Below are 25,626 nucleotides of genomic sequence, written 5' to 3' on the forward strand. Positions count from 1 at the left end.
CATGCGAATAATTGTTTACGGTAGTCTGCGACGCAAGCAAGGCAACAGTCATTGGATGACGAATGCTCAATGGTTGGGTGACCATGAGTTGGAAGGATATGCGCTTTATAATCTGGGGCACTATCCGGCAGTCATTCCAGGGGACGGGAAGGTCTATTGCGAAGTTTACCGCATTAACTCGTCAATCATGGCTGAGTTGGATGAGCTGAAAAGTAATACGAAAGATTATCGTCGCGAGCTGATCTCGACGCCTTACGGCAGTGCCTGGATTTACCTCTACATTCGCTCACTGGATGGTGTGCCGAGAATTGAGGGTGGCGACTGGGTGAAGCGTAACGAACCGGTCAGCGATTAATCTGAGCAAGGTCGTCAGAAATAGTCGTTGCTAGCCAACGCTTTATACATAAAAAAACACCGTCCAGTGGACGGTGTTTTTTTTCGTGTCGCAGAAAACAATTACTTGTTTTTAGCGCGCTCGAAGGAGCTCACGATTTCAGCTTTTGCAGCAGCGGCGTCCGCCCAACCTTCAACTTTCACCCATTTGCCTTTTTCCAGCGCTTTGTATTGCTCGAAGAAGTGAGTGATCTGGCCGCGCAGCAGCTCTGGCAGGTCGTTCACATCTTTGATGTGATCGTATTCTTTGCTCAGTTTGGTGTGAGGAACCGCAACAACTTTCGCATCTTCACCAGATTCGTCAGTCATTTTCAGAACGCCAACCGGACGGCAGCGGATCACAGAACCTGGTTGCAGCGGGTATGGCGTTGGAACCAGTACATCAACCGGGTCGCCGTCCAGAGACAGGGTGTGGTTGATGTAACCGTAGTTCGCAGGGTAGAACATTGCGGTAGACATGAAACGGTCTACGAACAGTGCACCGGTGTCTTTATCAACTTCGTATTTGATAGGATCCGCGTTTGCCGGGATTTCGATAACAACGTAGATATCTTCTGGCAGTTCTTTGCCTGCCGGCACGTTCAGTAAGCTCATTGTTGGTTTCCTTCATTGAACCAGGAATAGAGTGCCGCACATTATAGCCAACTCTCCCGTGATTTCCCGCCCTTTTCGTCGTATCGCCTCCAGCTATTTTCCGGCATGACCTGCTGCTGAAGATCGGCAAAATCTGCAGAATCGGCAGTAAAAATTACGCATGCACCACTTAACCGTGTAACTGACTGTTTTTGCTTTTCTTATCAAGAGATTCAGGGGATTGCCGATAACAATATTCATACAAAAAATCAGGCAAACCTGATCCCTACCTCATTCGCAGTTTCTCCTTTTCACCTGAATAGCTGGATAACACCGTATGTTGAATAAGTTGAGCGTAAAAGCCGGTCTGATCGGCTTACTGGTCGTGATGACGTTGATTTTGCTGCTGGTAAGCTTCCTTGGCACTAATGCCATCCGGCAAAGTGCGACATCGCTACAAAAAATTAATCAGCTCCAGGGAGATGAACTGGGCTCACTGGCGGACAGTTACAGTTTCTCACTACGAACCCGCGTTGCCAGCGGCGTTGCTGTGCGTCAGCTCGAAATCGGCATGATGGATGACGCTAAATCCACCACCGACCGGATTGCGGGGTATATCAAACAGGCAGATACGGACATGGCAAAATTTGTCAATATTCTGGATGGCACGCCGCGCGGAAGGGATTTATCGGATGCGGTGAAAAAAACCTACGAGGCGTACAAAACTCACGGTCTGGTCCCGCTTCTGGCCGCACTCCAGGCGCAAAGTGCCGACGGTTATTACGACGTGCTGGAAAATAAAATCACCCCTTACAGCAATGCCTACGACAAAGCGCTGGCGGATTTTCGTGCCTACGCAACGGATAGCACCCGTCAGAGAATCGAACAGGCGCGTACCGACGCACGCATTCAGGTGACAGTGATTGTGATCGCTTTCCTTATTGCGCTGGCTATTGCATTGCTGGCCTGGTTTGCGTTGCAAAAAATTATTATGCATCCGTTGAAGTTCTCTATCGCACAGCTCGAATTCATCGCCAAAGGCGATCTGACGCATGACATTGATGACTCACAAAATAATGAAATGGGCCGCCTTCTGAAGGCCATGAAACAAATGCAGGATTCACTGGTGCTTTCTGTCGGGCGCGTTCGTGATGCTGGGAATCAGATTGACGTCGGTTCACGCGAACTGGCCGCCGGTAACGTTCATCTGGCGCAACGCACTGAAGAATCAGCCGCTTCTCTGGAAGAAACCGCCGCCAGTATGGAACAGCTTACGTCCACAGTTCGTATGAATGCGTCGAATTCCGAGCAGGCGAATCAGCTGGCGCAAAGCGTATCCGTGATTGCCGGTAAAGGAAGCGAAGTTGTCCATCAGGTGATGGATAAAATGCAGGGCATTACCGACAGTTCGAAACGTATTGGCGACATTATCAGCGTGATTGACGGCATTGCGTTCCAGACCAATATTCTGGCACTGAATGCCGCAGTGGAAGCAGCCCGCGCTGGTGAGCAGGGGCGTGGTTTTGCCGTTGTGGCCGGTGAAGTTCGCAGCCTGGCGCAGCGCAGTGCGCAATCTGCACGTGAAATCAAAGAGCTGATCGGTGATTCAGATAACCGCGTGTCGGAAGGTTCGGCGATGGTGAAATCAGCAGCGGAAACGATGACCGAAATTTCAAGTGAAGTGACGCGCGTTACCAGCCTGATGCGAGAAATTTCTATCGCGACGACTGAGCAGACGCACGGCATCGAGCAGGTTAACGTGGCGATTACGCAAATGGATCAGGTTGCACAGCAAAATGCGGCACTGGTAGAGCAAGCCACAGCGGCGACACGCTCATTGGAAGAGCAGGCTCAGCTGCTGGCGGAAAGCATGGCGGTGTTTAAGCTGAACCGGACTGAGCATTACTAATACGTCGAATCTGAAACGGATAATAATAAAAAGGTGGCTTAAATAAGCCACCTTTTTTGCGTTTTGGAAACGCTAAGTTACAGAGGTATCACGTTCATTCTTTGATGATTTTTGAGTCGGGTACCGGTTTATTCATCAGGGAATTGGGCGATAAAACGTTCTGCATCTTCAACCATTGAGCTGTTACCGACGAAGAACGGTGCGCGTTCGTGCAGTTTTTGCGGAATGATGTCCAGAATGCGGTTTTTACCGTCACTGGCTTTACCACCAGCCTGTTCGGCCAGGAACGCCATCGGGTTGCATTCGTACAACAAACGCAGTTTCCCGTTCGGATGGCTGGCCGTGCTTGGGTAAATATAGATGCCACCTTTAAGCAGGTTACGGTGAAAATCTGCAACCAGCGAACCGATGTAACGTGAGGTGTAAGGGCGTTGCGTCGCTTCATCCTGCTCCTGGCAATACTTAATGTATTTTTTAACGCCGAGAGGGAATTTGATGTAGTTGCCTTCGTTGATCGAGTACATGTTGCCCTTAGCAGGGAAACGGACTTTTTCGTGAGAGAGGCAGAATACACCGAGTGAAGGATCGTAAGTAAAGGCATGAACCCCTGCGCCGGTAGTGTAAACCAGCATGGTGGAAGAGCCGTAAACCACGTAACCTGCGGCAACCTGACGGTTACCCGGTTGCAGGAAGTCGGCTTCCGTCACAGGCTGGCCGAGCGGAGAAGTCCGACGGTAAATCGAGAAGATGGTCCCGACTGATACGTTCACGTCGATGTTTGAAGAGCCGTCCAGCGGATCCATCAAAATCACGTATTTTGCATTTTCAGCGCGTTCGCCTTCGAAAATGACAATTTCATCTTCTTCTTCAGACGCAATACCGGCAATTTCGCCACGCGCCTTCATTGCCGCTTTCAATTTTTCATTTGCGTACAGATCGAGCTTCATCTGTACTTCACCCTGCACATTTTCTGCACCGCTGGTGCCGAGAATGTCAACCAGACCCGCTTTATTGATATCGCGGTGAATGATTTTAGCGCCGAGTTTTATTGCTGACAGCAAGGCGGTGAGCTCACCGGTTGCATGAGGAAAGTCTTGCTGTTTTTCAACAATAAATTCGCCTAACGTTTTCATAACACGTTCCCTGAATCTAGGATGGATAACGGTTCGTTAATAAAACCTTCACAAGAGCATGGGCAGTTTAGCCCAACTATATGGACGAATCATAGGCAAATCCATTTCTTCTGAGCGATTCTGAGCGGTAGAATAGCGGCTGACTTAAAGGCATTAATGGAAAAATTTATGCGCATTCATATTCTTGGGATTTGCGGCACGTTTATGGGCGGGCTGGCGATGCTGGCACGTGCACAAGGGCATCAGGTAACCGGTTCGGACGACAACGTTTATCCACCGATGAGTACGCTGCTGGAAAATCAGGGGATCGAACTGATCCAGGGCTACGATCCGGCTCAGTTAGATCCTCAGCCAGATCTGGTGATTATCGGCAACGCGATGACGCGCGGAAATCCTTGCGTCGAAGCCGTGCTCGAACAGGGGATCCCTTATGTCTCCGGCCCGCAGTGGCTGCACGATCACGTTCTGCCGGGGCGGTGGGTCATTGCCGTAGCGGGGACGCACGGTAAAACGACGACAGCCGGGATGGTGACGTGGATCCTCGAAGCCTGTGGCTATGAGCCAGGCTACGTCATCGGTGGTGTGCCGGGGAACTTCGACGTTTCTGCACGTCTTGGAAACAGCCCGTTTATGGTTCTGGAAGCGGACGAATATGACTGCGCGTTCTTTGATAAGCGCTCCAAATTCGTTCACTACAGCCCGCGGACGCTGATCCTGAACAATCTCGAATTCGATCACGCGGATATTTTCGATGATCTGAAAGCAATCCAGAAACAATTCCACCACCTTGTTCGCCTGGTGCCGGGTAAAGGTAAAATTATCCTTCCTGAGCATGACACGCCGTTGAAACAAGTGATGGCGATGGGCTGCTGGAGCGAACAGGAATTTGCCGGTGAAGCAGAAAATTGCGCCTGGGATGCAAAAAAAATGACACCAGATGCCAGCTCTTTCGAGGTTTATCTTCATGGCGAAGTAGTCGGTCAGGTGAATTGGAATCTGGTGGGTGAACACAATATGCATAATGCGCTGATGGCGATTGCCGCAGCGCGTCATGTTGGCGTGAAGCCTGAAGATGCCTGCAAAGCGCTGGGTGATTTTATCAATGCCCGTCGCCGTCTTGAGCTGCGTGGCGTGGAAAATGGTGTCAGCGTGTATGACGATTTTGCGCATCACCCGACGGCTATTCTGGCCACACTTTCTGCATTGCGCAGCAAAGTGGGCGGTACTGCGCGCATTCTGGCTGTTCTCGAACCGCGCTCGAACACCATGAAAATGGGCATGAGCAAAAACGAACTGGCACCTTCTCTCGGTCGCGCCGATGAAGTGTTCCTGCTTCAGCCGCAGCATATTCCGTGGCAGGTTGCAGAAGTGGCAGAGCGCTGCATCCAGCCTGCACACTGGAGTGCGGACGTCGACTCACTGGTCGATATGGTGATCAAGGCTTCGCAGCCTGGCGATCATATTCTGGTGATGAGTAACGGCGGTTTTGGTGGCATTCACGGGAAATTGCTGACAGCGCTGACTGCTAAAGCGGAAGCCGCTCAGGAACAGTAATAGGCGCATCAGACGAACTGAAAGCACAGCGATTGCTGTGCTTTTTTTTGCCTGTTATTTGGCAATGTGGCGGTCTGCGGACAAAAAAAAAGCCCTCAAAATATTTGAGGGCCAAAGGGTGTCGTCGGACAGGACGACGAGGGTTACGTTAGCAAGAGAGCGACAGTGGCAATGTCTCCTCTCTTCCCAGCCTCAACAGCGCATGATTTTCGCTGGTAGGTGGCTGTTGAAACCCGGTAACGCTAATTCAAGTTTTCAGACAGTGGCTTTGTATCTGGGACTGACGCAGAAATTTTATTGATAAATCTCTGCGGTGGCGTGATAGGCACCGTCGTTATGCGCTTCGATCACACGGTAAGATTTTGCGCCCTTGCTGTCAGCTTTATCTGACAGTTGCTGGCGGATGTCTGTCGGAACGCCATTAACGCCGCTGACGCTGATAGTGCCCATTGGCTGAAGGTTTTCTGCCTGTTGGTTAGAAACCAGTTGTGCGGCAGACGCCCCGAAAGAAACAGCAGACAGCAGGCTAAGGGCGGCAATAGTGGTCATAATTTTCATGATAATTTCCTAATTTCATAGACGTTGATGCTAAAAATGAGAGAGCAACGTCGGTTGAGATTTGGATTCATCAGTTCTGGAATATCGGAGTCCGACAACGCGAAAAGCGTGGGGAAACATTGATGATGGCAGAGACAAATCCGTCTTGATTCGTTTTGCGCGGGTCTGAATCATTCAGACCCCTTCGCTTCATTTATCCGGGTTTATTGGTAAATTTCAGCGGTAGCGTGGTAGTTACCTTCTTCACGCACTTCGATAACACGAAATGCTTTAGCTCCTTTGGCATCCGCTTTATCAGACAGTGCCTGACGGATATCAGAAGGTGCGCCAGCAACGCCGCTTACGCTGATCATCCCGCGTGGCTGAAGATTTGCGGCCTGATCCTGAGTAACGGGTTGTGCTGCAAAAGCGCCGAATGACAGAGCAGAGAGAATGCTTAATGTTGCAAGTGTAGTTTTAACGTTCATTATTTTGGCCTCGTCGATTTTATTATGTTTCCAACAACTGGTGCTTCACACCACGGAAATGAGTATACATCTAGTCACTTAGAATATTAATAGTTTGCTAATAGTTATTTTGGTGGTTATGTGGGGGCTATTTGAATTTTTAATAACAAAAAGGAATAAAAATTGCGTGAAAATCGATCTTTTTGTGTTAATTTTTCGTAAAATCAACGGATTGAGCGAATTTGACTATTTGTGCTTAATTTTGCAGTCAATCACACCATGGAAATGTTTATGTGACAGGAAAGTGCTTCGTGTGAACAGAATTAACAGGGATAACGACCTGAGGCGTGTGTTTAAAAAGGCGGTACAACGTTAAAGAAGGGTAAGTGATAGACGGATAAGGAAATGCAGGCTGAGGCCAGAAATTGTTTTCTTCTGACCTCAGGCACAGAACTGAAGCAGGAAACAGCGCAACATATCGCCGTATCAGAGTTCTTGTTCAAACAAACTGAGGATTGCGTCGTGAAGCTGTCTGACACTGAATCCCCGTGCGGGCGTGGTAAAAATTGTGTCGTCGCCGGCAATGGTGCCTAGTATCCCCTCGGATTTGCCCAGAGAATCGAGCAGGCGCGCGATCAGCTGTGCCGCACCCGGACTGGTGCGGATAACGACGACGGCATCGTTATGGTCAATATCTAAGACCAAATTCTTCAGTGGGCTGGTCGTTGTCGGCACGCCGATTTCGGCAGGCAGGCAATAAACCATTTCCATCTTTGCGTTGCGGGTTCGCACCGCGCCGAATTTTGTCAGCATCCGTGAGACTTTTGACTGATTGATATTTTCGAAACCGTCTTCCTGAAGCGCGACGACAATTTCGCCCTGAGAACTGAATTTCTCTTCCTTCAACAGTGCTTTGAAGGCTTTGATCAAATCTTCCTGTTTAGCAGGATTACGCATTTTGCACCCTGGTCTCTGTATCATCGTTTCGTTGATTATGCAGATATTTGCATTTTTATGCAACACAGAGCCAGCAGGTAACCGCCAAATTATGCATTCAGACAGGAATGTCAGCGCCAGAGTATAAACAGGTGTGTCATGAATATGCCGAAATTGTGCATCGCAGTGTAATGAGTAGCCGGAATGTTGTTATACAGATGATCTCGATTCAGCTCTCACATTGAACTGAATTTAACCATTTTTTAACCTGGCGAGTTTTGCGGTGCTACTTTTAAGGTGTAGCTTTCCGATAAAAAGTCATAAAAGGCCGGAAAAAAGGCGCTAAGAAGTGTTTTTTTACTTTCTTAACGACCAGGCTCAGTTTTCCAGCAGCTGAGCGATTGTTTTTAGCTGTATAAGTGATTAAGGTCACACCCAAAATAATTCCACGACACTTATAAGTTAGTGATAAAAAAGGAGTATAGGATGAAAGTTGCAGTTCTAGGTGCTGCGGGCGGTATCGGTCAAGCCCTCGCGCTTCTGCTCAAGACCCAGCTACCTTCCGGTTCCGAACTGTCATTATATGATATCGCGCCTGTTACTCCGGGTGTCGCCGTCGATCTGAGCCATATCCCTACTGCTGTTAAAATCAAAGGTTTCTGCGGTGAAGACGCAACGCCAGCTCTGGAAGGTGCGGATATCGTTTTGATCTCTGCTGGTGTCGCGCGTAAACCGGGGATGGACCGCTCCGACCTCTTTAATGTGAACGCCGGTATTGTTCGTAATCTGATTCAGCAGGTTGCGAAAACGTGCCCGCAAGCGCTAATTGGCATTATCACCAATCCGGTCAATACGACGGTCGCCATCGCTGCCGAAGTCCTGAAAAATGCGGGCGTTTACGACAAAAATAAACTGTTCGGCGTGACGACACTCGATGCAATCCGCTCAAACACGTTTGTGGCTGAACTTAAAGGTAAGCACCCGGAAGAAATGGATATTCCCGTGATTGGTGGACACTCCGGTGTGACCATCCTTCCTTTACTGTCTCAGGTACCGGACGTGGCATTCAGTGACGATGAAATCGCTGCGCTGACCAAACGCATTCAGAATGCGGGAACTGAAGTGGTCGAAGCCAAAGCGGGTGGCGGTTCTGCGACTTTGTCTATGGGACAAGCGGCCGCACGCTTCGGACTTTCTCTGGTTCGCGCCTTGCAAGGTGAAAGCAACGTTGTTGAATGCGCCTATGTAGAAGGTAAGGGCGATTATGCCCGCTTCTTCGCACAACCTGTTCTGTTAGGGAAAAAGGGCATCACTGAGCTTATTGATATTGGCAAGCTCAGTGACTTTGAACAGCAATCACTGGATTCGATGCTGGATATCCTGCGTAAGGATATCGAACTGGGTGAAGACTTTATCAATCACTGATTAGCCCCATGTAAAGCCGCCGGGGCATCCGACGGCTTTCCCCATATCATTTGCTCTCATTAGGAATGCGACACCGACGCTCAATAATCTTAAATGTTGTGGCATCGAAGTAGCGGCTTGGCCAGATAATTGAAGGATGGATACCCAGCGCGCTGGCGATGAGGAGTTCTCCTTTTGGCCAGGGTCTGGAAAGTGCATTTGAAAGCGTCGAAGAGCTCAATCCGGCGGAGCGTGACACCGCGGCAAGTGTCGTCCCTTTCTTTCTCAGTGCTGCAATAATATCAGCCTGATGCCAGTCATCATTCCTTGTCATCATGGTATTTTCCTTATTTTTAAACCGTTTTTATAAGACTATTTTTGAAAACATATATTCAATGATTGTTTAGGCGTTTCCCAACCAATCTTATCAATGTTTCCTAAAAATATTTTATGCTCGGATTAAGAAAATACATTCTTATTAAAATTAAAACAAACAAGTAAATTCAGTTTGCTTTTTCTCTTTTCTAACCAATATCACCATATATTTTCAAATCATATAATACGAACGAGTTATTGAAGTGTTGATATTTTGAACCCATCTATAGATATTAGTGATTTGAAATAGGGATATAACGATCTGTGCTAATGATTTGAAGGGGTTAGGTTGGGTGTATGCACCAGTGATTTCATTTTACTCATTGTTTTATATGGATTTAATCTATAACCGGATATTTCAGTCAAGAATCTGATTACATAACTTTCTAAAAAATACTTTTAAGGGTGATATTCTGTTGTTGATAAACATAATTCATGGAAACAATGTCCCTCAACAGTAGACTCATTCCGAAAAATTGAATATCTTCTTTTCGTTAAATAGGCGTTTTCCTAAATGGTCTGTTTTAATACCTTATCTAAAATGGGCTCACGGTGATAAGGGAAAGCATCCGCATAATTCTCATGGATTTATAACAGCAACCTTTCTTATTGGATTATATGAGAAAGACAAGGATCGTTATGAAAAAAGAGTGGTTTGCAGCAAAGGAACTGACCGGAAAAGATGGCCTTCCTACATCAACACAGGGCGTGCATGGGATGGCCCGCAGATTATGCTGGATTAAACGGCGGCGGCGCGGAGTTCAGGGACGGGCAGTGGAATATCACATCGACAGCCTGCCGGGTAACACCGTTGCCAGTCTGGCGATGAATGAACATTCTGCTGAATATGTTTACACGTCACATCAGGATCCGCTGGCGATTTGGATCGAAAGTTATAAGCAACTCAAGGAGCCTGAGCGCGAAACGATGATCTCTTTTATCGTAAGGGAAGGGGTATCGGAATTACTAAGCAGGCTGCGTAAGTCTGACGATTCCTAGATTTGCGACGACTGACGCGCCTGTGCAGACAGGCACGTCAGGAAAACATCAAAAATCGCGTTTAACGGCCAGATGTGCCAAACCTTCCAGCGCGGAGCGATAGTCGGACTCAGGGAGAACCTGAAGTGCCTGAATCGCTTTATCCGCCTCTTCTTCAGCGCGCTGACGGGTATAAGCCAGAGATCCCCATTGATGCATGGCGGCTAAAACCGGTTCCAGCAAATGGCGCCCGTTGCCTTCTTCGATAGCTTTGCGGATCATTGCAGACTGTTCTGCATCACCGTGCTGCATCGCATGAAGAAGTGGCAAAGTCGGCTTGCCTTCATCGAGGTCGTCACCGGTATTTTTGCCAAGTGTTTCACCATCAGCGTCATAGTCGAGCAAATCGTCAATCAGCTGGAATGCCGTGCCCAAATAGCGACCATAATCTTGCAACGCCGTAATTTGCTCACTGCTCCCGCCCGCCAGCATGGCAGAAGATTGTGATGCGGCTTCGAACAGACGGGCGGTTTTGCTGTAAATGACCTGCATATAGCTTTCTTCGGTGATGTCGGGGTCATTGCAGTTAATGAGCTGCTGCACTTCTCCCTCGGCTATCACATTCACTGCTTTCGCCATCAGAGCCAGAACAGGCAGTGATTCCAAATCTGTCATCATCTGGAAAGCGCGGGTGTAGATAAAATCACCCACCAGCACGCTGGCGGCATTTCCGAAAGCGGCGTTAGCCGTTGCTTTTCCACGGCGCATGTCAGACTCATCAACCACGTCATCGTGCAACAAGGTGGCGGTATGAATAAACTCAATCAGAGCGGCGACTTTTATGTGTTTATCGCCGTCGTAGGATAGTGCTTTGGCTGCCAGTACTGCTATCATCGGGCGGATACGTTTGCCGCCGCCACTGATGATGTAATATCCCAGCTGATTGATGAGAGAAACCTCTGAATTCAACTGCTCAAGGATGGATGCGTTGACCGCAGCCATGTCATCCTGGGTAAGATCGATAATCTGTTCTAGGTTCATTGTGTTTTTTCGGCTGTTTTTCTCTTCGCCGCAATGAGGTCTGGCTCACATTGGCACATGGCGCTAACTGTAATGGGGATTGTACTTGAAAAACAGTGTAGATAAATGATATCGAAAGAACTGCGCTTTTTTTCTTCTTTTGTCGTCATTGTGCTCTTGTCTTATGCTGATTTTTTGCGTAGAATTCGCGCCCTATTGTGAATATTTATAGCGCCCTCTGGACTATACAAAGTTGAGTGCGCGGAAAGCGGAGTTTTATATGTACGCGGTTTTCCAAAGTGGTGGTAAACAACACCGTGTCAGCGAAGGGCAGACTATTCGCCTGGAGAAGCTGGACGTTGCAACTGGCGAAGCTATCGAGTTCGATCAGGTTCTGATGATTGCAAACGGTGAAGAAATCAACATCGGCCTGCCATTAGTTGCTGGCGGTGTAATCAAAGCTGAAGTCGTTGCTCACGGTCGTGGCGAAAAGGTCAAAATCGTTAAGTTTCGTCGTCGTAAACACTATCGTAAGCAGCAGGGCCACCGTCAGTGGTTCACTGACGTTAAAATCACCGGCATCAGCGCTTAAGATTAGGAGAGCGGAACAATGGCACACAAAAAGGCTGGCGGCTCCACACGTAACGGTCGCGATTCAGAAGCTAAACGTCTGGGCGTAAAACGCTTTGGCGGCGAAGCAGTACTGGCAGGCAGCATCATCGTTCGTCAGCGCGGCACCAAATTCCACGCTGGTATCAACGTGGGTTGCGGCAAAGACCACACTCTGTTTGCTTTGGCTGACGGTAAAGTCAAGTTCGAAGTTAAAGGCCCGAAAAACCGTAAGTACATCAGCATCGAAGCTGAATAAGTTTTTCGCGTCTTAGTAAATAGATGTAAGCCCCGCAATTCGTTGCGGGGCTTTTTACATTCTGGTTAGCCCATTCTGGCGGGATATGGACACAAAATCACAGGCATCTGTTGGTATTCTGTTGGCACTGATCACTGCCATGAGTTGGGGTTCTTTACCCATCGCTATGAAGCAGGTATTGGTGGTAATGGATCCCTTTACTGTGGTTTGGTATCGGTTTTCTCTGGCAGCAATTGTGCTGGGGTGCATTCTGGCTGTGAAGCGCAGATTGCCGCCCAGAACGATTTTTAATCGTCCACGCTGGCTGGTTTTAGTATTGATTGCCACGTGTGGATTGCTGGGGAATTTCGTTCTTTTTAGTTCTTCCCTGCAGTTCCTAAGCCCGACAGCCTCGCAGGTTATCGGCCAGCTTTCGCCGGTCGGTATGATGTTTGCGAGTGTGATTATCCTGAAAGAGAGGATGCGGATCACGCAAGTTATTGGCGCCAGTATGCTGATTTTCGGGCTGGTATTATTCTTTAATACCAGTCTGATCGAAATTTTTACCCGTCTTACAGATTACACGTTGGGTGTGATTTTTGGTGTCGGGGCAGCCTCGGTTTGGGTGATTTATGGTGTGGCACAGAAAGTATTACTGCGCCAACTCGCCTCACCGCAGATCCTGTTTTTGCTGTACACTTTATGTTCTATCGCATTGCTCCCGCTGGCCAGCCCGGCGGTGCTTTCACAGCTCAGCGGCTGGCAGTTTGCCTGTCTGTTGTTTTGCGGCGTGAATACCTTAGTAGGATATGGCGCCTTAGCGGAAGCGATGGCGAGATGGCAGGCGGCCCAGGTCAGTGCAATTGTGACGCTGACTCCGCTGTTTACCCTGCTATTTTCAGATTTACTGGCACTTGCCTGGCCTGACTTTTTTGCTGCACCCGTGCTCAATTTTATTGGTTATATCGGGGCAATTGTGGTGGTGGCGGGGGCAATGTTTTCCGCAGTTGGCCATCGCTGGTGGCCGCGTCGGACAGAGCAAAACCTGGTAGCTAAACACTAGCGGCCCGGCGAATGATTTACGGAGACGGTACAAATGAAGTTTGTTGATGAAGCCACGATTCTGGTTGTGGCCGGTGATGGCGGTAACGGATGCGTCAGCTTCCGCCGCGAAAAATATATCCCTCGTGGCGGGCCTGATGGCGGCGACGGCGGCGACGGCGGCGACGTTTATCTGCTTGCTGATGAAAACCTCAATACGCTGATCGATTTCCGCTTTGTGAAATCTTATCGTGCTGAGCGCGGTACTAACGGTCAAAGCAGCGACTGTACGGGGAAACGCGGTAAAGATATCACCATTAAAGTGCCTGTTGGAACGCGCGTTCTGGATCAGAGCACCGGCGAAGTTCTGGCCGATATGACCCAAAATGGTCAGATCAACATGGTCGCCAAAGGCGGTTTCCACGGTTTGGGTAATACCCGTTTCAAATCTTCCGTGAACCGTTCTCCGCGCCAGAAAACCATGGGCACCAAAGGTGAGGAGCGTGATATCGCTCTTGAGCTGATGTTATTAGCCGACGTGGGGATGTTGGGTCTGCCGAATGCGGGTAAATCCACATTTATCCGTTCAGTGTCTGCTGCAAAACCGAAAGTGGCTGACTATCCGTTTACGACTTTAGTTCCAAGCCTGGGCGTTGTGCGTATGGATCACGAGCAAAGCTTCGTGGTTGCCGACATCCCGGGTTTGATTGAAGGAGCTTCTGAAGGTGCCGGTCTCGGTATCCGCTTCCTGAAGCACCTTGAGCGTTGTCGTGTATTGCTGCACCTGATTGACATTGCTCCAATCGATGAATCTGATCCGGTCGAGAATGCTAAGGTTATTATCAACGAACTTAAACAATACAACGCCAAACTGGCCGAAAAGCCGCGTTGGTTAGTATTCAACAAAGTTGATCTGATCGAAAAAGAAGAAGCAGAAGCGCGTGCTAAAACGATCGCTGAGGCTTTAGGTTGGGAAGGTAATTACTACCTGATTTCTGCAGCGAACCGTGAAGGCGTTAACGCACTGTGTTGGGATGTGATGAAGTTCATCAATGAAAATCCTAAGCACATGGCCGTTGAAGCCGCTGTGCCAGAGAAAGTTGAGTTCATGTGGGATGATTATCACCGTGAACAACTGGCCGAAGTGGAATCTGAAGCTGACGACGACTGGGATGATGACTGGGATGAAGATGACGACGAAGGCGTCGAAATCATTTACGAACGTTAATTCCCTGTCCTGACCTTGTCATTAAAGTAAAAGGCTGCCTGTTCAGGGCAGCCTTTTTACTGCGCGCTTTTCAGAGGGGAGGGAGGGTTAATGAGGATTGAATTGCCACATCCGGTAACCAGCATTCCGCGCTGAGTCCTTTAGCGCCGCCACGGTTGCGGAGCGTAAGGGTACCACCGTGCAAATTCACAATGCGTATTACGATATTTAAGCCTAATCCGCTACCGCCATACCGTTGATCGCCCCGTTTAAAGGCTTGCGTCAGTTCGCTGGCTTTGGCTTCATCAATCCCGGGGCCTTCATCATCAACCTGTACCAGAAAGCCGTTATTTTGCGGCTCAATGACGATAGAGATCTCACTGTTTTCTGGTCCATACCGGTAAGCATTTTCCACCAGATTCCGTACCATTAGCCGGAGCAGTACCGCATCTCCCTGAATCTCCGCTCGCACCGGCGTCTGCACGAGCAGCCTTTGCTGACGATCGGTAAGCATCTCGCTCATCTCTTCCCGGAGAGGTTCGACGACGTGAGTCACCAGATCTACCTGCTGATATTCACCTTTTGCGAAATTTTGCCCGGCGCGCGAAAGCATCAGTAATTGTTCGATGGTATGCATCAACAGGTCGATGCGGCTTATCAGCGTATCGCTGCCGTCCACGCCATTTTTTTGCATGATTTCAAGGTGCAGACGGACACCCGCCAGCGGAGTCCTCAGCTCATGCGCAGCATCCGCAGTGAACAGCCGCTCCTGCTGAATAGTATTGGAAAGACGTGAAAATAGTTGATTGAGCGTATTAGTGACGGCCACAATTTCCCGTATCTCACTGTTCAGTGGCAGCGGCGTCAGGTTATCCGCGGAACGGGTTTCCAGACGCTTTTGCAACTGATTGAGTGGCCGTATAATCCAGCTGATAGCCCAGAAAGATAAAACCAGAGTAATCGTCATCATCAGCAAGGAAGGCGCAATCAGCGATGCGATAGCTTCTGCAATCTCTTTCTCTACGTGAGCATTGCGGACTTTTGCGGAAAGCGTGTCATTCACCAGCAGGTTTATCTGCTCCTGGCTTTCATGCCAGAGCCAGAAAACGCTGGTGAGCTGGGTGACGAAAAGGATCAGGGCCAGCATAACCAGCAGACGGCGGCGCATACTGGTCATGGTAAAACTTCCAGCCGATAACCAATGCCACGAACCGTGCGAATCACCTCTTTGCCCAATTTCCGCCGCAGATTATGCACATGAACTTCCAGCGTATTGGATCCCAAATCGTCCTGCCAGGTGTAGAGATCTTGCTGAAGCAATTCGCGATTGACGGTCTGCCCTGCACGCATCATCAGACGGGATAAAATAGCAAATTCTTTGGGTGTGACCTCCACCGGTGAATCGCCAAGATAGGCCTGTTGCGACGAAAGGTTGATGGTCAGGTTCCCGACAGATATCTGGTTGTCGCTCTGCCCCTGATAACGGCGGATGAGTGCTCGGACGCGGGCCTGCAATTCCACCAGGGCAAAAGGTTTGATCAGATAGTCATCGGCACCGGCATCGAGACCATCAACACGATCCTCCAGCGCATCGCGGGCCGTGAGAATCAGCACGGGGAGGGAAATATTTTGACGTCGCCACTGACGCAACAGCGTTGCGCCATCTTTATCCGGCAATCCTAAATCCAGGATCACCAGACTGTACTGGCTGGTTTGAATCAGACTTTGCGCTTCAGCGGCTGTAGAAGCGCAGTCGCAAACATAATTATCGCTGGTTAGTGCCAGAGATAATCCCTGCCGTAAAAGTTCATCATCTTCAACTATCAGCAGTTTCATCGTCTGGCACGACTCCGTGGTTAATTATTTTGGTAAATGTCCCTGTAGAGACGGCTCTCAAAGCGTACCAGCGGAGCACGCCGTGTACGCTGGTCTTCAGGCGGAACCGCGTAACCAGAGAGGAACTGGACAAATGCCATGCGCTGTCCGCTGGCTGTGGTAATAAAGCCTGCCAGGTTATAAACGCCAGCCAGTGAACCGGTTTTCGCCGAAACTTTGCCATCTACGCCTGCTTCATGAAGACCGCCGCGATATTGCAAGGTTCCATCATGTCCCGCTAATGGCAGCATAGAGATAAAGTCTAACTCTTTATCGTGCTGTGCGATGTATTGCAGTACCTGCATCATGGTAGAGGGCGACAATAAGTCGTGACGGGAAAGACCGGAGCCATCAACCTGAATTGAGTTACCCAAATCCACGCCTGCTTTCTGACGCAGAATCTGACGAACTGCATCAGAACCCGCACGCCAGGTTCCTGGAACGCCAAAGCGCTGATGACCGATTGTACGGAAAACAGTATCGGCGATCATGTTGTCGGATTTTTTCAGCATCTGATGCAGTAAATCATGCAACGGAGCGGACTGTGTTTGAGCGAGTACAGTTCCGGCAGGCGTTTGCTGAGTCTGGCGTTTTAACGTGCCATCAATTTGGATATCTGCTTGGAGCAATTCGTCTTTCAGAATTGCGCCCGCATAGCTGGCCCCATCCTGAATGGCGAAAGCCAAAGGTAGAGGCTCGCTGCGCTGGGTCAGACAACCTGTCAGGGTATAACGGTTAAACTCGCCCGGCACCACGTCCAGCTCGCAGTACTGAGCATCTGGCGAGCCTTTTGCCAGAGTGCGAACTTCGCTAAACATATGAACAGGGTAATAAGACGCTACGCGGATAAAAGCGTTTTCATCCGGTTTGGGTGCGCTATAAAGAGAAACGGAGAAACAGTTTCTGTCGACAATCGCAGCGGCCGGTGGTGCGCTGAAGCACTGTGTAATGTCGTTCCAGGGCCAGCCGGGCGCTTTATCATGGCTGGCAAACACAGACGTATTAATGACCACATCGCCACTGATCTCTTTGATGCCCTGTTTTTTTAATACAGCGACCATATTCCGAATATTCTGACGTTTCAGTGTCGGATCGCCGGAAAAACGAGCGACCAGATCACCTTTCAGAACGCCATCAGAAACGGAACCTGGAGTTTCGAGTGTGGTGGTGAAGCGGAAATCGGGTCCCAGTTGCAGCAAAGCCGCCAGCGCCGTGAGAATTTTCATCGTACTGGCAGGCAGGGCCATCTGCGAACCGTGATAATCAAGCACAGGAGCAGGGGCACCGATTTTCTGTACCAGCACAGCCAGATTCGTGCCGTCCGGCAGATATTCTGTGTAATTCTCGATCTGGGCCGCATTTGTATTCAGAACAAACGCGCATGCTAATCCACTGACAATTCGTAAAAAACGCATTATTTTGAGTAAAGGCTCTGGGTAACGGCAGGATAAAGTGGTGCCATACTACGATGCTACGAACCAAGGCGCAACGTGGCTGAAAGTAAACGATGATCCTCAGTGAACTCTACGTTAAAATACGAATCATAATGCAAAATGAATCCTGGCCTGGTGGTAACCCCGGGTAAGGTTTTTTTTGTTTTTCGCCAGAGAGAGTCGGTCAGAAGAGCTGGCTTAATTTCTTACCTGATTCAATCAGGACGGTGTTTACCGAAAGGACATAGTTAGAGGTAATAAATATATGAAACCGATTCCGATGACGTTGCGTGGCGCAGAAAGATTACGTGAAGAACTTGATCATCTGAAGGGCGTCCGTCGCCCGAAAATAATTGCAGATATTGCGACTGCGCGTGAACACGGCGATTTGAAAGAGAATGCTGAATACCACGCAGCCCGCGAGCAGCAGGGTTTTTGCGAAGGTCGTATTCAGGAAATCGAAGCCAAGCTTTCTAATGCTCAGGTTATTGATGTCACTAAGATGCCTGCAACCGGTCGTGTCATTTTTGGCGCTACCGTGAAAGTGCTCAATCTGGACACCGAAGAAGAGCAGACTTATCGCATTGTGGGCGATGACGAGGCTGATTTTAAGCAGAATCTGATTTCTGTGAACTCGCCGATTGCCCGCGGTTTGATTGGCAAAGAACAGGATGATGTGGTTGTTATCAAAACGCCTGGCGGTGATGTTGAGTTTGAAGTACTGAAGGTCGAATATCTCTAAAATCTGCATTAAAAAGGGCGAAACGCGTTGTTTCGCCCTGTAAATCTCACATTCATGCAGTGAATTGCTTCACAGTAAATTGAAAACTAAAGTAAAAAGGCCACCTAAGGCCTTTCCCTGAACGTGATTTCGTGGCACCTTTCCGAAAATCTTAAGCGCTTTTCGTTAAACCTTAACGGATTAACGCGGTAAGATAATTTTGCGGTCTTCGGTAGAAGGGCGATAAAGTACCAGCATATTGCCGATGACTTGCACATTACACGCCTTGGTTTCACGCACGATTGCGTCTACGATCAAGGTCTTCGTTTCGCGTTCTTCTGCCGCGACTTTTACCTTGATCAGCTCGTGATGCTGCAGCGCCTGTTCAATTTCGGCCAGCACGCCTTCTGTCAGGCCGTTGTTGCCCAGCATGACAACAGGTTTGAGTGGATGTGCCAGACCTTTCAGGTACTGTTTTTGTTTATTGTTAAGATTCATCGTCTTTTTTGCTTAAGTTGGGATTGAAAACGGGTCATTCTACCGCCATCTCATGTATATCACCAACTCGGACTGCTCCGGGAAGCGAATTATACTGACTTAGCCATAGACGCCATGATGCTAACAGCTTGTTCCAAAAGCTCTAACACAGGGTGGTTGGAAAACTATATGGTTACTAAATAATGTCTATTAAAAAGCGTTCTGCAAGTTCCACCCGTTGGCTGCAGGAACACTTTAGCGATAAATATGTGATTCAGGCTCAGAAAAAAGGTCTGCGGTCTCGCGCCTGGTTTAAGCTTGATGAAATACAGCAAAGCGATAAGCTGTTTAAACCCGGAATGACGATTGTGGATTTAGGCGCAGCGCCCGGCGGATGGTCACAGTTTGCCGCAACACTGATCGGTAGCAAAGGGCGTATCATTGCTCTTGACCTTTTACCTATGGATCCTATTGTTGGAGTCGATTTCCTACAGGGGGATTTTCGTGATGAATTAGTTCTCAAAGCGCTGCTTGAACGCGTGGGAGAAAACAAAGTTCAGGTGGTCATGTCTGATATGGCCCCGAATATGAGCGGTACTCCGGCAGTCGATATTCCAAAATCGATGTATCTGGTTGAGTTAGCACTGGATATGTGTCGGGATGTATTAGCACCAGGCGGAAGTTTCCTGGTTAAGGTGTTTCAGGGAGATGGCTTTGATGAATACCTGCGGGAAATTCGCTCCCTGTTTACGAAGGTGAAGATTCGTAAGCCAGACGCTTCCCGAGCACGTTCGCGAGAAGTGTACATCGTAGCGACAGGGCGGAAACTGTAGTTCCCTAACGCTGTTTGTTAACACAGTTGTAATATGAGGTTAATCCCTTGAGTGACATGGCGAAGAACCTGATCCTCTGGTTAGTCATCGCAGTTGTTTTGATGTCTGTATTTCAGAGTTTTGGGCCCAGCGAGTCGAATGGCAGTAAGGTGGATTACACGACCTTTACTACCGAAGTGGCCCAAGACCAGGTTCGTGAAGTACGTATCAACGGACGTGCGATTGACGTAATCAAAAAAGACAGCAGCAAATACACTACTTATATCCCGGTAAATGACCCTAAATTACTGGATACGCTGCTGAGCAAAAACGTGAAAGTTGTTGGCGAACCGCCTGAACAGCAGAGTTTCCTCGCAACTATCTTTATTTCATGGTTCCCGATGCTGCTCCTGATTGGCGTCTGGATATTCTTCATGCGACAAATGCAGGGTGGCGGTGGCAAAGGCGCAATGTCCTTTGGCAAAAGCAAAGCCCGCATGTTGACGGAAGACCAAATCAAAACCACATTCGCTGATGTTGCAGGTTGTGACGAAGCGAAGGAAGAAGTGAGCGAACTGGTAGATTACCTGCGCGAGCCGAGCCGTTTCCAGAAATTGGGCGGTAAAATTCCTAAAGGCGTTCTGATGGTCGGTCCTCCGGGTACCGGTAAAACCTTGCTGGCTAAGGCCATCGCAGGTGAAGCGAAAGTTCCATTCTTTACGATTTCGGGTTCTGACTTCGTCGAAATGTTCGTAGGTGTGGGTGCGTCTCGTGTACGTGACATGTTCGAACAGGCGAAGAAAGCCGCTCCATGTATCATCTTCATCGATGAAATTGACGCCGTTGGCCGTCAGCGTGGTGCAGGTTTAGGCGGTGGTCACGATGAACGTGAACAAACGCTGAACCAGATGTTGGTTGAGATGGATGGCTTCGAAGGTAACGAAGGTATCATTGTTATTGCCGCGACTAACCGTCCGGACGTTCTTGACCCGGCATTGCTGCGTCCAGGCCGTTTCGACCGTCAGGTTGTGGTTGGCTTGCCAGACGTTCGTGGCCGTGAACAGATTTTGAAAGTTCACATGCGTCGTGTTCCTTTAGCCACTGACGTTGATGCTTCCGTGATTGCACGTGGTACGCCTGGTTTCTCTGGTGCTGATCTGGCAAACCTGGTTAACGAAGCTGCGCTGTTCTCCGCACGTGGTAACAAACGTGTGGTGTCTATGGTTGAGTTCGAAAAAGCCAAAGACAAAATTATGATGGGTGCAGAACGTCGCTCCATGGTGATGACAGAATCGCAGAAAGAATCGACCGCGTATCACGAAGCAGGCCACGCCATTATTGGCCGTCTGGTTCCTGAACACGACCCGGTGCATAAAGTGACGATTATTCCTCGCGGACGTGCATTGGGTGTGACCTTCTTCCTGCCTGAAGGCGATGCTATCAGTGCCAGTCGTCAGAAACTCGAAAGCCAGATTTCTACCCTGTACGGTGGCCGTCTTGCTGAAGAGATCATCTACGGTGTGGAAAAAGTGTCTACCGGCGCGTCTAACGACATTAAAGTAGCAACGTCGATTGCGCGTAACATGGTTACGCAGTGGGGCTTCTCAGAGAAATTAGGTCCGTTGCTGTATGCGGAAGAAGAAGGCGAAGTCTTCCTCGGCCGTTCAGTGGCGAAAGCTAAGCATATGTCTGATGAAACTGCCCGCATCATCGATCAGGAAGTGAAATCACTGGTTGAACGTAACTATGTGCGTGCACGCACTTTGCTGATGGAAAACATGGATATACTTCATTCAATGAAAGATGCCCTGATGAAGTATGAAACCATCGATGCACCACAAATTGACGACCTGATGAACCGTACAGAAGTTCGCCCGCCAGCGGGTTGGGACGATGCAAACGGTAAAAACGGTAGCGGCAATTCTAACGACGGTGGCGCGCCAAAAGCCCCAACGCCAGTTGATGAACCTCGTACGCCAAATCCTGGCAACACGATGTTTGAGCAATTCAGCGGCAAATAAGCCTCTGGTTAGAAAATATTGTACAACTCTCAACCCCGGGCTTGCCCGGGGTTTTTTATGCGTGCATTCTTTCATCCGTAATTTAGATACTGCTACTACTGATTGACCAGAAGGGACATGACTTATGCACCTCACATCCAGAGAGTCAACGCTGGACCTTACTTTTCCCCAGGTTATGGGGATCCTGAACGTTACCCCTGATTCCTTTTCGGATGGTGGCCGCCATAACTCGCTGGAACTGGCCATCCGGCATGCGCAGATGATGGTGGATGCAGGCGCTACGCTCCTTGATATCGGCGGTGAATCAACGCGTCCGGGGGCTGCTGAGGTCAGTGAAGATGAAGAACTGGCCCGTGTGGTACCGGTCGTTGAGGCGATTGCCCGGCGTTTTGATGTCTGGATCTCCGTCGATACCTCAAAGGCTTCGGTGATCCGTGAATCGGCGAATGCAGGTATGCATCTGATTAATGATATTCGTTCGCTGCAGGAGCCTGGCGCATTGGCTGCTGCGGCGGAAACGGGTTTGCCAGTCTGTCTGATGCATATGCAGGGTGACCCGAAAACGATGCAGCATTCTCCTCACTACGGGGATGTGGTTGCCGAAGTCGAGCAGTATCTTGCCGGGCAAATTACACGTTGTGTGAACGCCGGTATTCCTAAAAATCAATTGTTACTCGACCCCGGCTTCGGTTTCGGTAAGAATCTGGAGCACAATTACCAGATGCTCTCCCGATTGTCAGAATTCCATCGCCTGGGATTACCACTTTTAGTGGGGATGTCGCGAAAATCTATGGTGGGACAACTTCTGCATGTGTCTCCTGAGAAGCGGGTGACCGGAAGTGTCGCCTGCGCTGTCATCGCGGCCATGAAGGGCGCTCAGATCATCCGGGTACATGATGTTAAAGAAACCGTCGAAGCGATGCGTATCGTCGAAGCCACTCTTTCTGCAAGGAATAATAAATAACTATGAGCAACCGTAAATACTTTGGGACAGACGGCATCCGTGGAAAAGTAGGCGATAGCCCGATCACACCTGATTTTGTTCTGAAACTCGGCTGGGCTGCCGGTAAAGTGCTGGCACGGCACGGTTCACGTAAAGTCATTATCGGCAAAGATACCCGCATTTCCGGTTATATGCTGGAATCTGCACTGGAAGCCGGGCTGGCTGCGGCCGGGCTTTCCGCGTCTTTCACCGGGCCAATGCCAACGCCTGCCGTGGCTTACCTCACCAGAACATTCCGGGCGGAAGCCGGGATTGTTATCTCTGCATCACATAACCCGTACTACGACAACGGGATTAAGTTCTTCACCATCGACGGGACAAAGCTACCGGATAATGTGGAAGAAGCGATTGAAGCAGAGCTCGAAAAGCCGCTGACCTGCGTAGAGTCCGCTGAGCTGGGCAAAGCCAGCCGCATTGTGGATGCTGCGGGCCGTTACATCGAATTCTGTAAAGGTACATTCCCGACCGAGCTGAGCCTGAATAGCCTGAAGATTGTGGTGGACTGCGCTAATGGTGCGACCTACCACATCGCGCCGAGCGTACTTCGCGAACTGGGCGCAAAAGTGATTGCTATCGGCTGTGAACCTGACGGTATGAACATCAATGAGGAATGCGGTGCGACAGATGTACGTCAGTTGCAAAAACGCGTTCTGGCAGAGAAAGCCGATCTCGGTCTGGCATTTGATGGCGACGGCGATCGCCTGATTATGGTCGATCACGAAGGCAATAAAGTGGATGGCGACCAGATCCTATACATCATTGCGCGCGAAGGTTTGCGTCAGGGTCAGTTGAAAGGCGGCGCTGTGGGCACTCTGATGAGCAATATGGGGCTGGAACTGGCACTCAAGCAACTGGGTATTCCTTTCACGCGTGCAAAAGTTGGCGACCGTTACGTGCTGGAAAAAATGCAGGAGAAAGGCTGGCGTATCGGCGCGGAAAACTCAGGTCACATTATCCTGCTGGACAAAACTACCACGGGTGACGGCATTGTGGCAGGTTTGCAAGTCCTTACCGCGATGGTTCGCAACCACATGAGCCTCCACGATCTTTGCAGCGGCATGAAATTGCTGCCGCAGATCTTAGTGAATGTGCGCTTTGCCGGTGAACATGATCCGCTGGAATCCGACGACGTTAAAAAAGTAACTGCTGAAGTTGAAAAAGAGCTGGGTGGCCGTGGTCGCGTACTATTACGTAAATCAGGCACTGAACCGTTGTTGCGCATTATGGTTGAAGGCGAAGATGCGACACTGGTCGAAAAACTGGCGAACCGTATCGCCGATGCAGTAAAAGCCGTGAAGCCGTAAGCCGATAAAAAACAGTAAATTTTCATTTATTATGCCGTCACTTTTATATCAGGGGGCGGCGTAAAATTAATCACTTTGGTTGTTTTGGTGGATATTTGACGTTTTTTTCCGCAAACGAACAATCTGATGAAAATTGCCCTTGCGCGGTAATACGGCTTTGGTTAGTATTCACACCCGCTTCAGTGGGTCCTTGAATGACCTGCTAAATTGGTGAGAAGCAATTGGCATGCGGTGAACCCGCGAGGATACAGGTACTACTATGTACGACGCTCTTCTGGTGATTTTCCTTATCGTGGCAATCGGCCTTGTGGCTTTGGTTATGCTGCAACAGGGTAAAGGCGCTGATATGGGAGCCTCTTTCGGAGCAGGTGCTTCTGGCACATTGTTCGGTTCGAGTGGTTCCGGTAACTTCATGACCCGCATGACAGGCATTTTGGCCGCATTGTTCTTTATCATTAGTTTGATTCTTGGGAACATGAGCACCAATAAAGGCCAAAAAGGTAGTGAGTGGGAAAACTTAAGTCAGCCAGCACAAACTGAGCAGACTACTGCACCGGCAGCTCCAGCAGCGCCTAACAGTGATGTTCCTCACTAAGCAGTAAACTTCTTATCAAAAGAAGCAGCGTTTTAAACAGTGGCTTGTGCTTGGACAGTATAAGCGATTGTGAAAAAAAAGAGTGCCGAGGTGGTGGAATTGGTAGACACGCTACCTTGAGGTGGTAGTGCCCGAATGGGCTTACGGGTTCAAGTCCCGTCCTCGGTACCAATCTTTATGATAACTTGCTTTTTAGCGGTTATCGGCGTAATATTTGCCACGTTTTCGGACGCGGGGTGGAGCAGCCTGGTAGCTCGTCGGGCTCATAACCCGAAGGTCGTCGGTTCAAATCCGGCCCCCGCAACCACTTTCCCTAAGTGTTTATTTCAAATAGACTTTCAGTATCTTCCTGTGATGTTCTGCAGTTCCAATTTGAAAGCTTCAATTTGAAAATAATACTTTGCGAAAGTTGTACCGAAGCCGCCTGTGCGGCAAATAGGGTCCAGTTACATAAAGCCCCGATTTATCGGGGTTTTTTGTTATTTGGCAACAGAATCACTGGGCTATTAAGCCCTTTTTTTATGTCTTGGGGGTGGGCTTGTCCACATTAGAACAAAAATTAACAGAGCTGATTTCAGCACCAGTCGAGGCACTTGGCTTTGAGCTGGTGGGCATCGAGTTCGTTCGGGCTCGCCAATCGACGTTGCGCATCTATATTGATAGTGACGCCGGGATCAATGTTGATGATTGTGCTGATGTCAGCCACCAGGTGAGCGCTGTGCTGGACGTAGAAGATCCAGTCACCGTCGCCTACAACCTGGAAGTTTCCTCTCCAGGCCTTGATCGTCCTATGTTCACCGCTGAACATTATCAACGTTTCCTCGGTGACGAAGTCAGCATTGTCCTGCGAATGGCTGTGCAGAACCGTCGCAAATGGCAGGGCATTATCAAAGCTGTCGAAGGCGAAATGATCACGGTGACAGTGGAAGGGAAAGATGAAGTGTTCGCACTGAGCAACATCCAGAAAGCGAACCTGGTACCCCACTTTTAAAGAGTTTGGAAGAGGCAACT

General features: G+C 49.3%; 27 protein-coding genes and 2 tRNA genes. 18 read left to right on the forward strand and 11 right to left on the reverse strand.

Annotated features, from left to right (window positions below; all coding sequences use genetic code 11):
- The first annotated feature begins 1 nt into the window (after position 1).
- Positions 2 to 355, forward strand: a complete 354-nt coding sequence (locus ACLBVC_RS08170; RefSeq protein ID WP_410149202.1) for a gamma-glutamylcyclotransferase family protein — start codon at positions 2 to 4, stop codon at positions 353 to 355.
- 101 nt (positions 356 to 456) lie between these two features.
- Here the strand turns inward: ACLBVC_RS08170 and ppa are convergent, their stop codons facing one another.
- On the reverse strand, positions 457 to 987 hold the full coding sequence (ppa, locus tag ACLBVC_RS08175) for an inorganic diphosphatase (RefSeq protein ID WP_152325307.1): 531 nt from the start codon (positions 985 to 987) through the stop codon (positions 457 to 459).
- A 316-nt stretch (positions 988 to 1,303) separates the two neighbouring features.
- Between ppa and ACLBVC_RS08180 the strand changes: the two genes are divergently transcribed.
- Positions 1,304 to 2,875, forward strand: coding sequence for a methyl-accepting chemotaxis protein (locus ACLBVC_RS08180; RefSeq protein WP_410149203.1), 1,572 nt, complete (start codon positions 1,304 to 1,306; stop codon positions 2,873 to 2,875).
- A 128-nt stretch (positions 2,876 to 3,003) separates the two neighbouring features.
- Here the strand turns inward: ACLBVC_RS08180 and fbp are convergent, their stop codons facing one another.
- Positions 3,004 to 4,008 (reverse strand): class 1 fructose-bisphosphatase, encoded by a 1,005-nt coding sequence (fbp, locus tag ACLBVC_RS08185; protein WP_410149204.1) that lies wholly within the window; start codon positions 4,006 to 4,008, stop codon positions 3,004 to 3,006.
- Positions 4,009 to 4,176: 168 nt separating this feature from the next.
- Here fbp and mpl point away from each other — a divergent pair, with 168 nt between their 5' ends.
- Positions 4,177 to 5,562: a UDP-N-acetylmuramate:L-alanyl-gamma-D-glutamyl-meso-diaminopimelate ligase gene (mpl, locus tag ACLBVC_RS08190; RefSeq protein ID WP_410149205.1), complete on the forward strand. Its 1,386-nt coding sequence runs from the start codon at positions 4,177 to 4,179 to the stop codon at positions 5,560 to 5,562.
- Between the two features lie 294 nt (positions 5,563 to 5,856).
- Here the strand turns inward: mpl and yhcN (ACLBVC_RS08195) are convergent, their stop codons facing one another.
- From yhcN (ACLBVC_RS08195) to argR, 3 genes are all read right to left on the reverse strand, one after another.
- Positions 5,857 to 6,120 (reverse strand): peroxide/acid stress response protein YhcN, encoded by a 264-nt coding sequence (yhcN, locus tag ACLBVC_RS08195; protein WP_104923507.1) that lies wholly within the window; start codon positions 6,118 to 6,120, stop codon positions 5,857 to 5,859.
- A 203-nt stretch (positions 6,121 to 6,323) separates the two neighbouring features.
- Positions 6,324 to 6,587: a peroxide/acid stress response protein YhcN gene (gene yhcN, locus ACLBVC_RS08200; protein WP_410149206.1), complete on the reverse strand. Its 264-nt coding sequence runs from the start codon at positions 6,585 to 6,587 to the stop codon at positions 6,324 to 6,326.
- A 465-nt stretch (positions 6,588 to 7,052) separates the two neighbouring features.
- Complete coding sequence (gene argR, locus ACLBVC_RS08205) at positions 7,053 to 7,523, reverse strand: transcriptional regulator ArgR (RefSeq protein WP_104923506.1); 471 nt, start codon at positions 7,521 to 7,523, stop codon at positions 7,053 to 7,055.
- A 465-nt stretch (positions 7,524 to 7,988) separates the two neighbouring features.
- On the opposite strand from argR, the gene mdh reads away from it, so the two are divergent.
- A complete protein-coding gene (gene mdh / locus ACLBVC_RS08210; protein ID WP_410149207.1) occupies positions 7,989 to 8,927 on the forward strand; it encodes a malate dehydrogenase in 939 nt (312 codons plus the stop codon).
- Between the two features lie 46 nt (positions 8,928 to 8,973).
- Here the strand turns inward: mdh and ACLBVC_RS08215 are convergent, their stop codons facing one another.
- Positions 8,974 to 9,243 carry a helix-turn-helix domain-containing protein gene (locus ACLBVC_RS08215; RefSeq protein ID WP_410149208.1) on the reverse strand — a complete coding sequence of 90 codons (270 nt, stop codon included), beginning with the start codon at positions 9,241 to 9,243 and terminating at the stop codon, positions 8,974 to 8,976.
- Positions 9,244 to 9,920: 677 nt separating this feature from the next.
- On the opposite strand from ACLBVC_RS08215, the gene ACLBVC_RS08220 reads away from it, so the two are divergent.
- Complete coding sequence (locus ACLBVC_RS08220) at positions 9,921 to 10,280, forward strand: DNA-binding protein (protein WP_410149209.1); 360 nt, start codon at positions 9,921 to 9,923, stop codon at positions 10,278 to 10,280.
- 48 nt (positions 10,281 to 10,328) lie between these two features.
- Here ACLBVC_RS08220 and ispB read toward each other — a convergent pair whose 3' ends face one another.
- Positions 10,329 to 11,300, reverse strand: a complete 972-nt coding sequence (ispB, locus tag ACLBVC_RS08225; RefSeq protein WP_410149210.1) for an octaprenyl diphosphate synthase — start codon at positions 11,298 to 11,300, stop codon at positions 10,329 to 10,331.
- 259 nt (positions 11,301 to 11,559) lie between these two features.
- On the opposite strand from ispB, the gene rplU reads away from it, so the two are divergent.
- The 4 genes from rplU (at position 11,560) to cgtA (ending at position 14,395) form a co-directional block, all read left to right on the forward strand.
- On the forward strand, positions 11,560 to 11,871 hold the full coding sequence (gene rplU / locus ACLBVC_RS08230; RefSeq protein ID WP_013573804.1) for a 50S ribosomal protein L21: 312 nt from the start codon (positions 11,560 to 11,562) through the stop codon (positions 11,869 to 11,871).
- An 18-nt stretch (positions 11,872 to 11,889) separates the two neighbouring features.
- Positions 11,890 to 12,147, forward strand: a complete 258-nt coding sequence (gene rpmA / locus ACLBVC_RS08235; protein ID WP_013573805.1) for a 50S ribosomal protein L27 — start codon at positions 11,890 to 11,892, stop codon at positions 12,145 to 12,147.
- An 85-nt stretch (positions 12,148 to 12,232) separates the two neighbouring features.
- The gene (locus ACLBVC_RS08240) at positions 12,233 to 13,189 is read left to right on the forward strand and encodes a DMT family transporter (RefSeq protein WP_410149211.1); all 957 of its coding nucleotides are present in this window, start codon (positions 12,233 to 12,235) and stop codon (positions 13,187 to 13,189) included.
- Between the two features lie 33 nt (positions 13,190 to 13,222).
- Complete coding sequence (gene cgtA / locus ACLBVC_RS08245) at positions 13,223 to 14,395, forward strand: Obg family GTPase CgtA (RefSeq protein ID WP_101078313.1); 1,173 nt, start codon at positions 13,223 to 13,225, stop codon at positions 14,393 to 14,395.
- 70 nt (positions 14,396 to 14,465) lie between these two features.
- Here the strand turns inward: cgtA and pmrB are convergent, their stop codons facing one another.
- The 3 genes from pmrB to dacB are packed head-to-tail and all read right to left on the reverse strand — an operon-like array spanning position 14,466 to position 17,664.
- Entirely contained in the window at positions 14,466 to 15,551 is a 1,086-nt protein-coding gene (gene pmrB, locus ACLBVC_RS08250; protein ID WP_410149212.1) for a two-component system sensor histidine kinase PmrB, read from the reverse strand.
- Entirely contained in the window at positions 15,548 to 16,210 is a 663-nt protein-coding gene (gene pmrA, locus ACLBVC_RS08255) for a two-component system response regulator PmrA (RefSeq protein WP_410149213.1), read from the reverse strand. Before pmrA ends, pmrB begins: the two co-directional genes overlap by 4 nt.
- 20 nt (positions 16,211 to 16,230) lie before the next feature.
- Entirely contained in the window at positions 16,231 to 17,664 is a 1,434-nt protein-coding gene (dacB, locus tag ACLBVC_RS08260; protein ID WP_410149214.1) for a serine-type D-Ala-D-Ala carboxypeptidase, read from the reverse strand.
- 283 nt (positions 17,665 to 17,947) lie between these two features.
- Between dacB and greA the strand changes: the two genes are divergently transcribed.
- The gene (gene greA, locus ACLBVC_RS08265; protein WP_104923495.1) at positions 17,948 to 18,424 is read left to right on the forward strand and encodes a transcription elongation factor GreA; all 477 of its coding nucleotides are present in this window, start codon (positions 17,948 to 17,950) and stop codon (positions 18,422 to 18,424) included.
- Between the two features lie 180 nt (positions 18,425 to 18,604).
- On the opposite strand, the gene yhbY is transcribed toward greA, so the two are convergent.
- Entirely contained in the window at positions 18,605 to 18,901 is a 297-nt protein-coding gene (gene yhbY, locus ACLBVC_RS08270) for a ribosome assembly RNA-binding protein YhbY (protein ID WP_095923662.1), read from the reverse strand.
- Positions 18,902 to 19,083: 182 nt separating this feature from the next.
- Here yhbY and rlmE point away from each other — a divergent pair, with 182 nt between their 5' ends.
- The 8 genes from rlmE (at position 19,084) to rimP (ending at position 25,606) form a co-directional block, all read left to right on the forward strand.
- Positions 19,084 to 19,713 carry a 23S rRNA (uridine(2552)-2'-O)-methyltransferase RlmE gene (gene rlmE / locus ACLBVC_RS08275; RefSeq protein ID WP_104923494.1) on the forward strand — a complete coding sequence of 210 codons (630 nt, stop codon included), beginning with the start codon at positions 19,084 to 19,086 and terminating at the stop codon, positions 19,711 to 19,713.
- 56 nt (positions 19,714 to 19,769) lie between these two features.
- The gene (gene ftsH, locus ACLBVC_RS08280; RefSeq protein ID WP_410149215.1) at positions 19,770 to 21,713 is read left to right on the forward strand and encodes an ATP-dependent zinc metalloprotease FtsH; all 1,944 of its coding nucleotides are present in this window, start codon (positions 19,770 to 19,772) and stop codon (positions 21,711 to 21,713) included.
- Positions 21,714 to 21,837: 124 nt separating this feature from the next.
- A complete protein-coding gene (gene folP / locus ACLBVC_RS08285; protein ID WP_410149216.1) occupies positions 21,838 to 22,677 on the forward strand; it encodes a dihydropteroate synthase in 840 nt (279 codons plus the stop codon).
- Positions 22,678 to 22,679: 2 nt separating this feature from the next.
- A complete protein-coding gene (gene glmM / locus ACLBVC_RS08290; protein WP_410149217.1) occupies positions 22,680 to 24,020 on the forward strand; it encodes a phosphoglucosamine mutase in 1,341 nt (446 codons plus the stop codon).
- A 259-nt stretch (positions 24,021 to 24,279) separates the two neighbouring features.
- The gene (gene secG, locus ACLBVC_RS08295) at positions 24,280 to 24,615 is read left to right on the forward strand and encodes a preprotein translocase subunit SecG (protein WP_101078321.1); all 336 of its coding nucleotides are present in this window, start codon (positions 24,280 to 24,282) and stop codon (positions 24,613 to 24,615) included.
- An 84-nt stretch (positions 24,616 to 24,699) separates the two neighbouring features.
- Positions 24,700 to 24,786: transfer RNA gene (locus ACLBVC_RS08300), tRNA-Leu, on the forward strand.
- A gap of 59 nt (positions 24,787 to 24,845) precedes the next feature.
- Positions 24,846 to 24,922, forward strand: a tRNA-Met gene (locus tag ACLBVC_RS08305).
- A gap of 231 nt (positions 24,923 to 25,153) precedes the next feature.
- Complete coding sequence (gene rimP, locus ACLBVC_RS08310; RefSeq protein ID WP_157825410.1) at positions 25,154 to 25,606, forward strand: ribosome maturation factor RimP; 453 nt, start codon at positions 25,154 to 25,156, stop codon at positions 25,604 to 25,606.
- The last annotated feature ends 20 nt before the right edge of the window (positions 25,607 to 25,626 follow it).

This window comes from Rahnella selenatireducens (assembly GCF_046449555.1).
Lineage (GTDB): Bacteria > Pseudomonadota > Gammaproteobacteria > Enterobacterales > Enterobacteriaceae > Rahnella > Rahnella selenatireducens.

What these genes read in the sequence shown, in the direction of transcription:
- ACLBVC_RS08170 (WP_410149202.1), top strand. Translation starts at nt 2, where the DNA reads ATGCGAATAATTGTTTACGGTAGTCTGCGACGCAAGCAAGGCAACAGT.
- ppa (WP_152325307.1), bottom strand. Translation starts at nt 987, where the DNA reads ATGAGCTTACTGAACGTGCCGGCAGGCAAAGAACTGCCAGAAGATATC.
- ACLBVC_RS08180 (WP_410149203.1), top strand. Translation starts at nt 1,304, where the DNA reads ATGTTGAATAAGTTGAGCGTAAAAGCCGGTCTGATCGGCTTACTGGTC.
- fbp (WP_410149204.1), bottom strand. Translation starts at nt 4,008, where the DNA reads ATGAAAACGTTAGGCGAATTTATTGTTGAAAAACAGCAAGACTTTCCT.
- mpl (WP_410149205.1), top strand. Translation starts at nt 4,177, where the DNA reads ATGCGCATTCATATTCTTGGGATTTGCGGCACGTTTATGGGCGGGCTG.
- yhcN (WP_104923507.1), bottom strand. Translation starts at nt 6,120, where the DNA reads ATGAAAATTATGACCACTATTGCCGCCCTTAGCCTGCTGTCTGCTGTT.
- yhcN (WP_410149206.1), bottom strand. Translation starts at nt 6,587, where the DNA reads ATGAACGTTAAAACTACACTTGCAACATTAAGCATTCTCTCTGCTCTG.
- argR (WP_104923506.1), bottom strand. Translation starts at nt 7,523, where the DNA reads ATGCGTAATCCTGCTAAACAGGAAGATTTGATCAAAGCCTTCAAAGCA.
- mdh (WP_410149207.1), top strand. Translation starts at nt 7,989, where the DNA reads ATGAAAGTTGCAGTTCTAGGTGCTGCGGGCGGTATCGGTCAAGCCCTC.
- ACLBVC_RS08215 (WP_410149208.1), bottom strand. Translation starts at nt 9,243, where the DNA reads ATGATGACAAGGAATGATGACTGGCATCAGGCTGATATTATTGCAGCA.
- ACLBVC_RS08220 (WP_410149209.1), top strand. Translation starts at nt 9,921, where the DNA reads ATGAAAAAAGAGTGGTTTGCAGCAAAGGAACTGACCGGAAAAGATGGC.
- ispB (WP_410149210.1), bottom strand. Translation starts at nt 11,300, where the DNA reads ATGAACCTAGAACAGATTATCGATCTTACCCAGGATGACATGGCTGCG.
- rplU (WP_013573804.1), top strand. Translation starts at nt 11,560, where the DNA reads ATGTACGCGGTTTTCCAAAGTGGTGGTAAACAACACCGTGTCAGCGAA.
- rpmA (WP_013573805.1), top strand. Translation starts at nt 11,890, where the DNA reads ATGGCACACAAAAAGGCTGGCGGCTCCACACGTAACGGTCGCGATTCA.
- ACLBVC_RS08240 (WP_410149211.1), top strand. Translation starts at nt 12,233, where the DNA reads ATGGACACAAAATCACAGGCATCTGTTGGTATTCTGTTGGCACTGATC.
- cgtA (WP_101078313.1), top strand. Translation starts at nt 13,223, where the DNA reads ATGAAGTTTGTTGATGAAGCCACGATTCTGGTTGTGGCCGGTGATGGC.
- pmrB (WP_410149212.1), bottom strand. Translation starts at nt 15,551, where the DNA reads ATGACCAGTATGCGCCGCCGTCTGCTGGTTATGCTGGCCCTGATCCTT.
- pmrA (WP_410149213.1), bottom strand. Translation starts at nt 16,210, where the DNA reads ATGAAACTGCTGATAGTTGAAGATGATGAACTTTTACGGCAGGGATTA.
- dacB (WP_410149214.1), bottom strand. Translation starts at nt 17,664, where the DNA reads ATGCGTTTTTTACGAATTGTCAGTGGATTAGCATGCGCGTTTGTTCTG.
- greA (WP_104923495.1), top strand. Translation starts at nt 17,948, where the DNA reads ATGAAACCGATTCCGATGACGTTGCGTGGCGCAGAAAGATTACGTGAA.
- yhbY (WP_095923662.1), bottom strand. Translation starts at nt 18,901, where the DNA reads ATGAATCTTAACAATAAACAAAAACAGTACCTGAAAGGTCTGGCACAT.
- rlmE (WP_104923494.1), top strand. Translation starts at nt 19,084, where the DNA reads ATGTCTATTAAAAAGCGTTCTGCAAGTTCCACCCGTTGGCTGCAGGAA.
- ftsH (WP_410149215.1), top strand. Translation starts at nt 19,770, where the DNA reads ATGGCGAAGAACCTGATCCTCTGGTTAGTCATCGCAGTTGTTTTGATG.
- folP (WP_410149216.1), top strand. Translation starts at nt 21,838, where the DNA reads ATGCACCTCACATCCAGAGAGTCAACGCTGGACCTTACTTTTCCCCAG.
- glmM (WP_410149217.1), top strand. Translation starts at nt 22,680, where the DNA reads ATGAGCAACCGTAAATACTTTGGGACAGACGGCATCCGTGGAAAAGTA.
- secG (WP_101078321.1), top strand. Translation starts at nt 24,280, where the DNA reads ATGTACGACGCTCTTCTGGTGATTTTCCTTATCGTGGCAATCGGCCTT.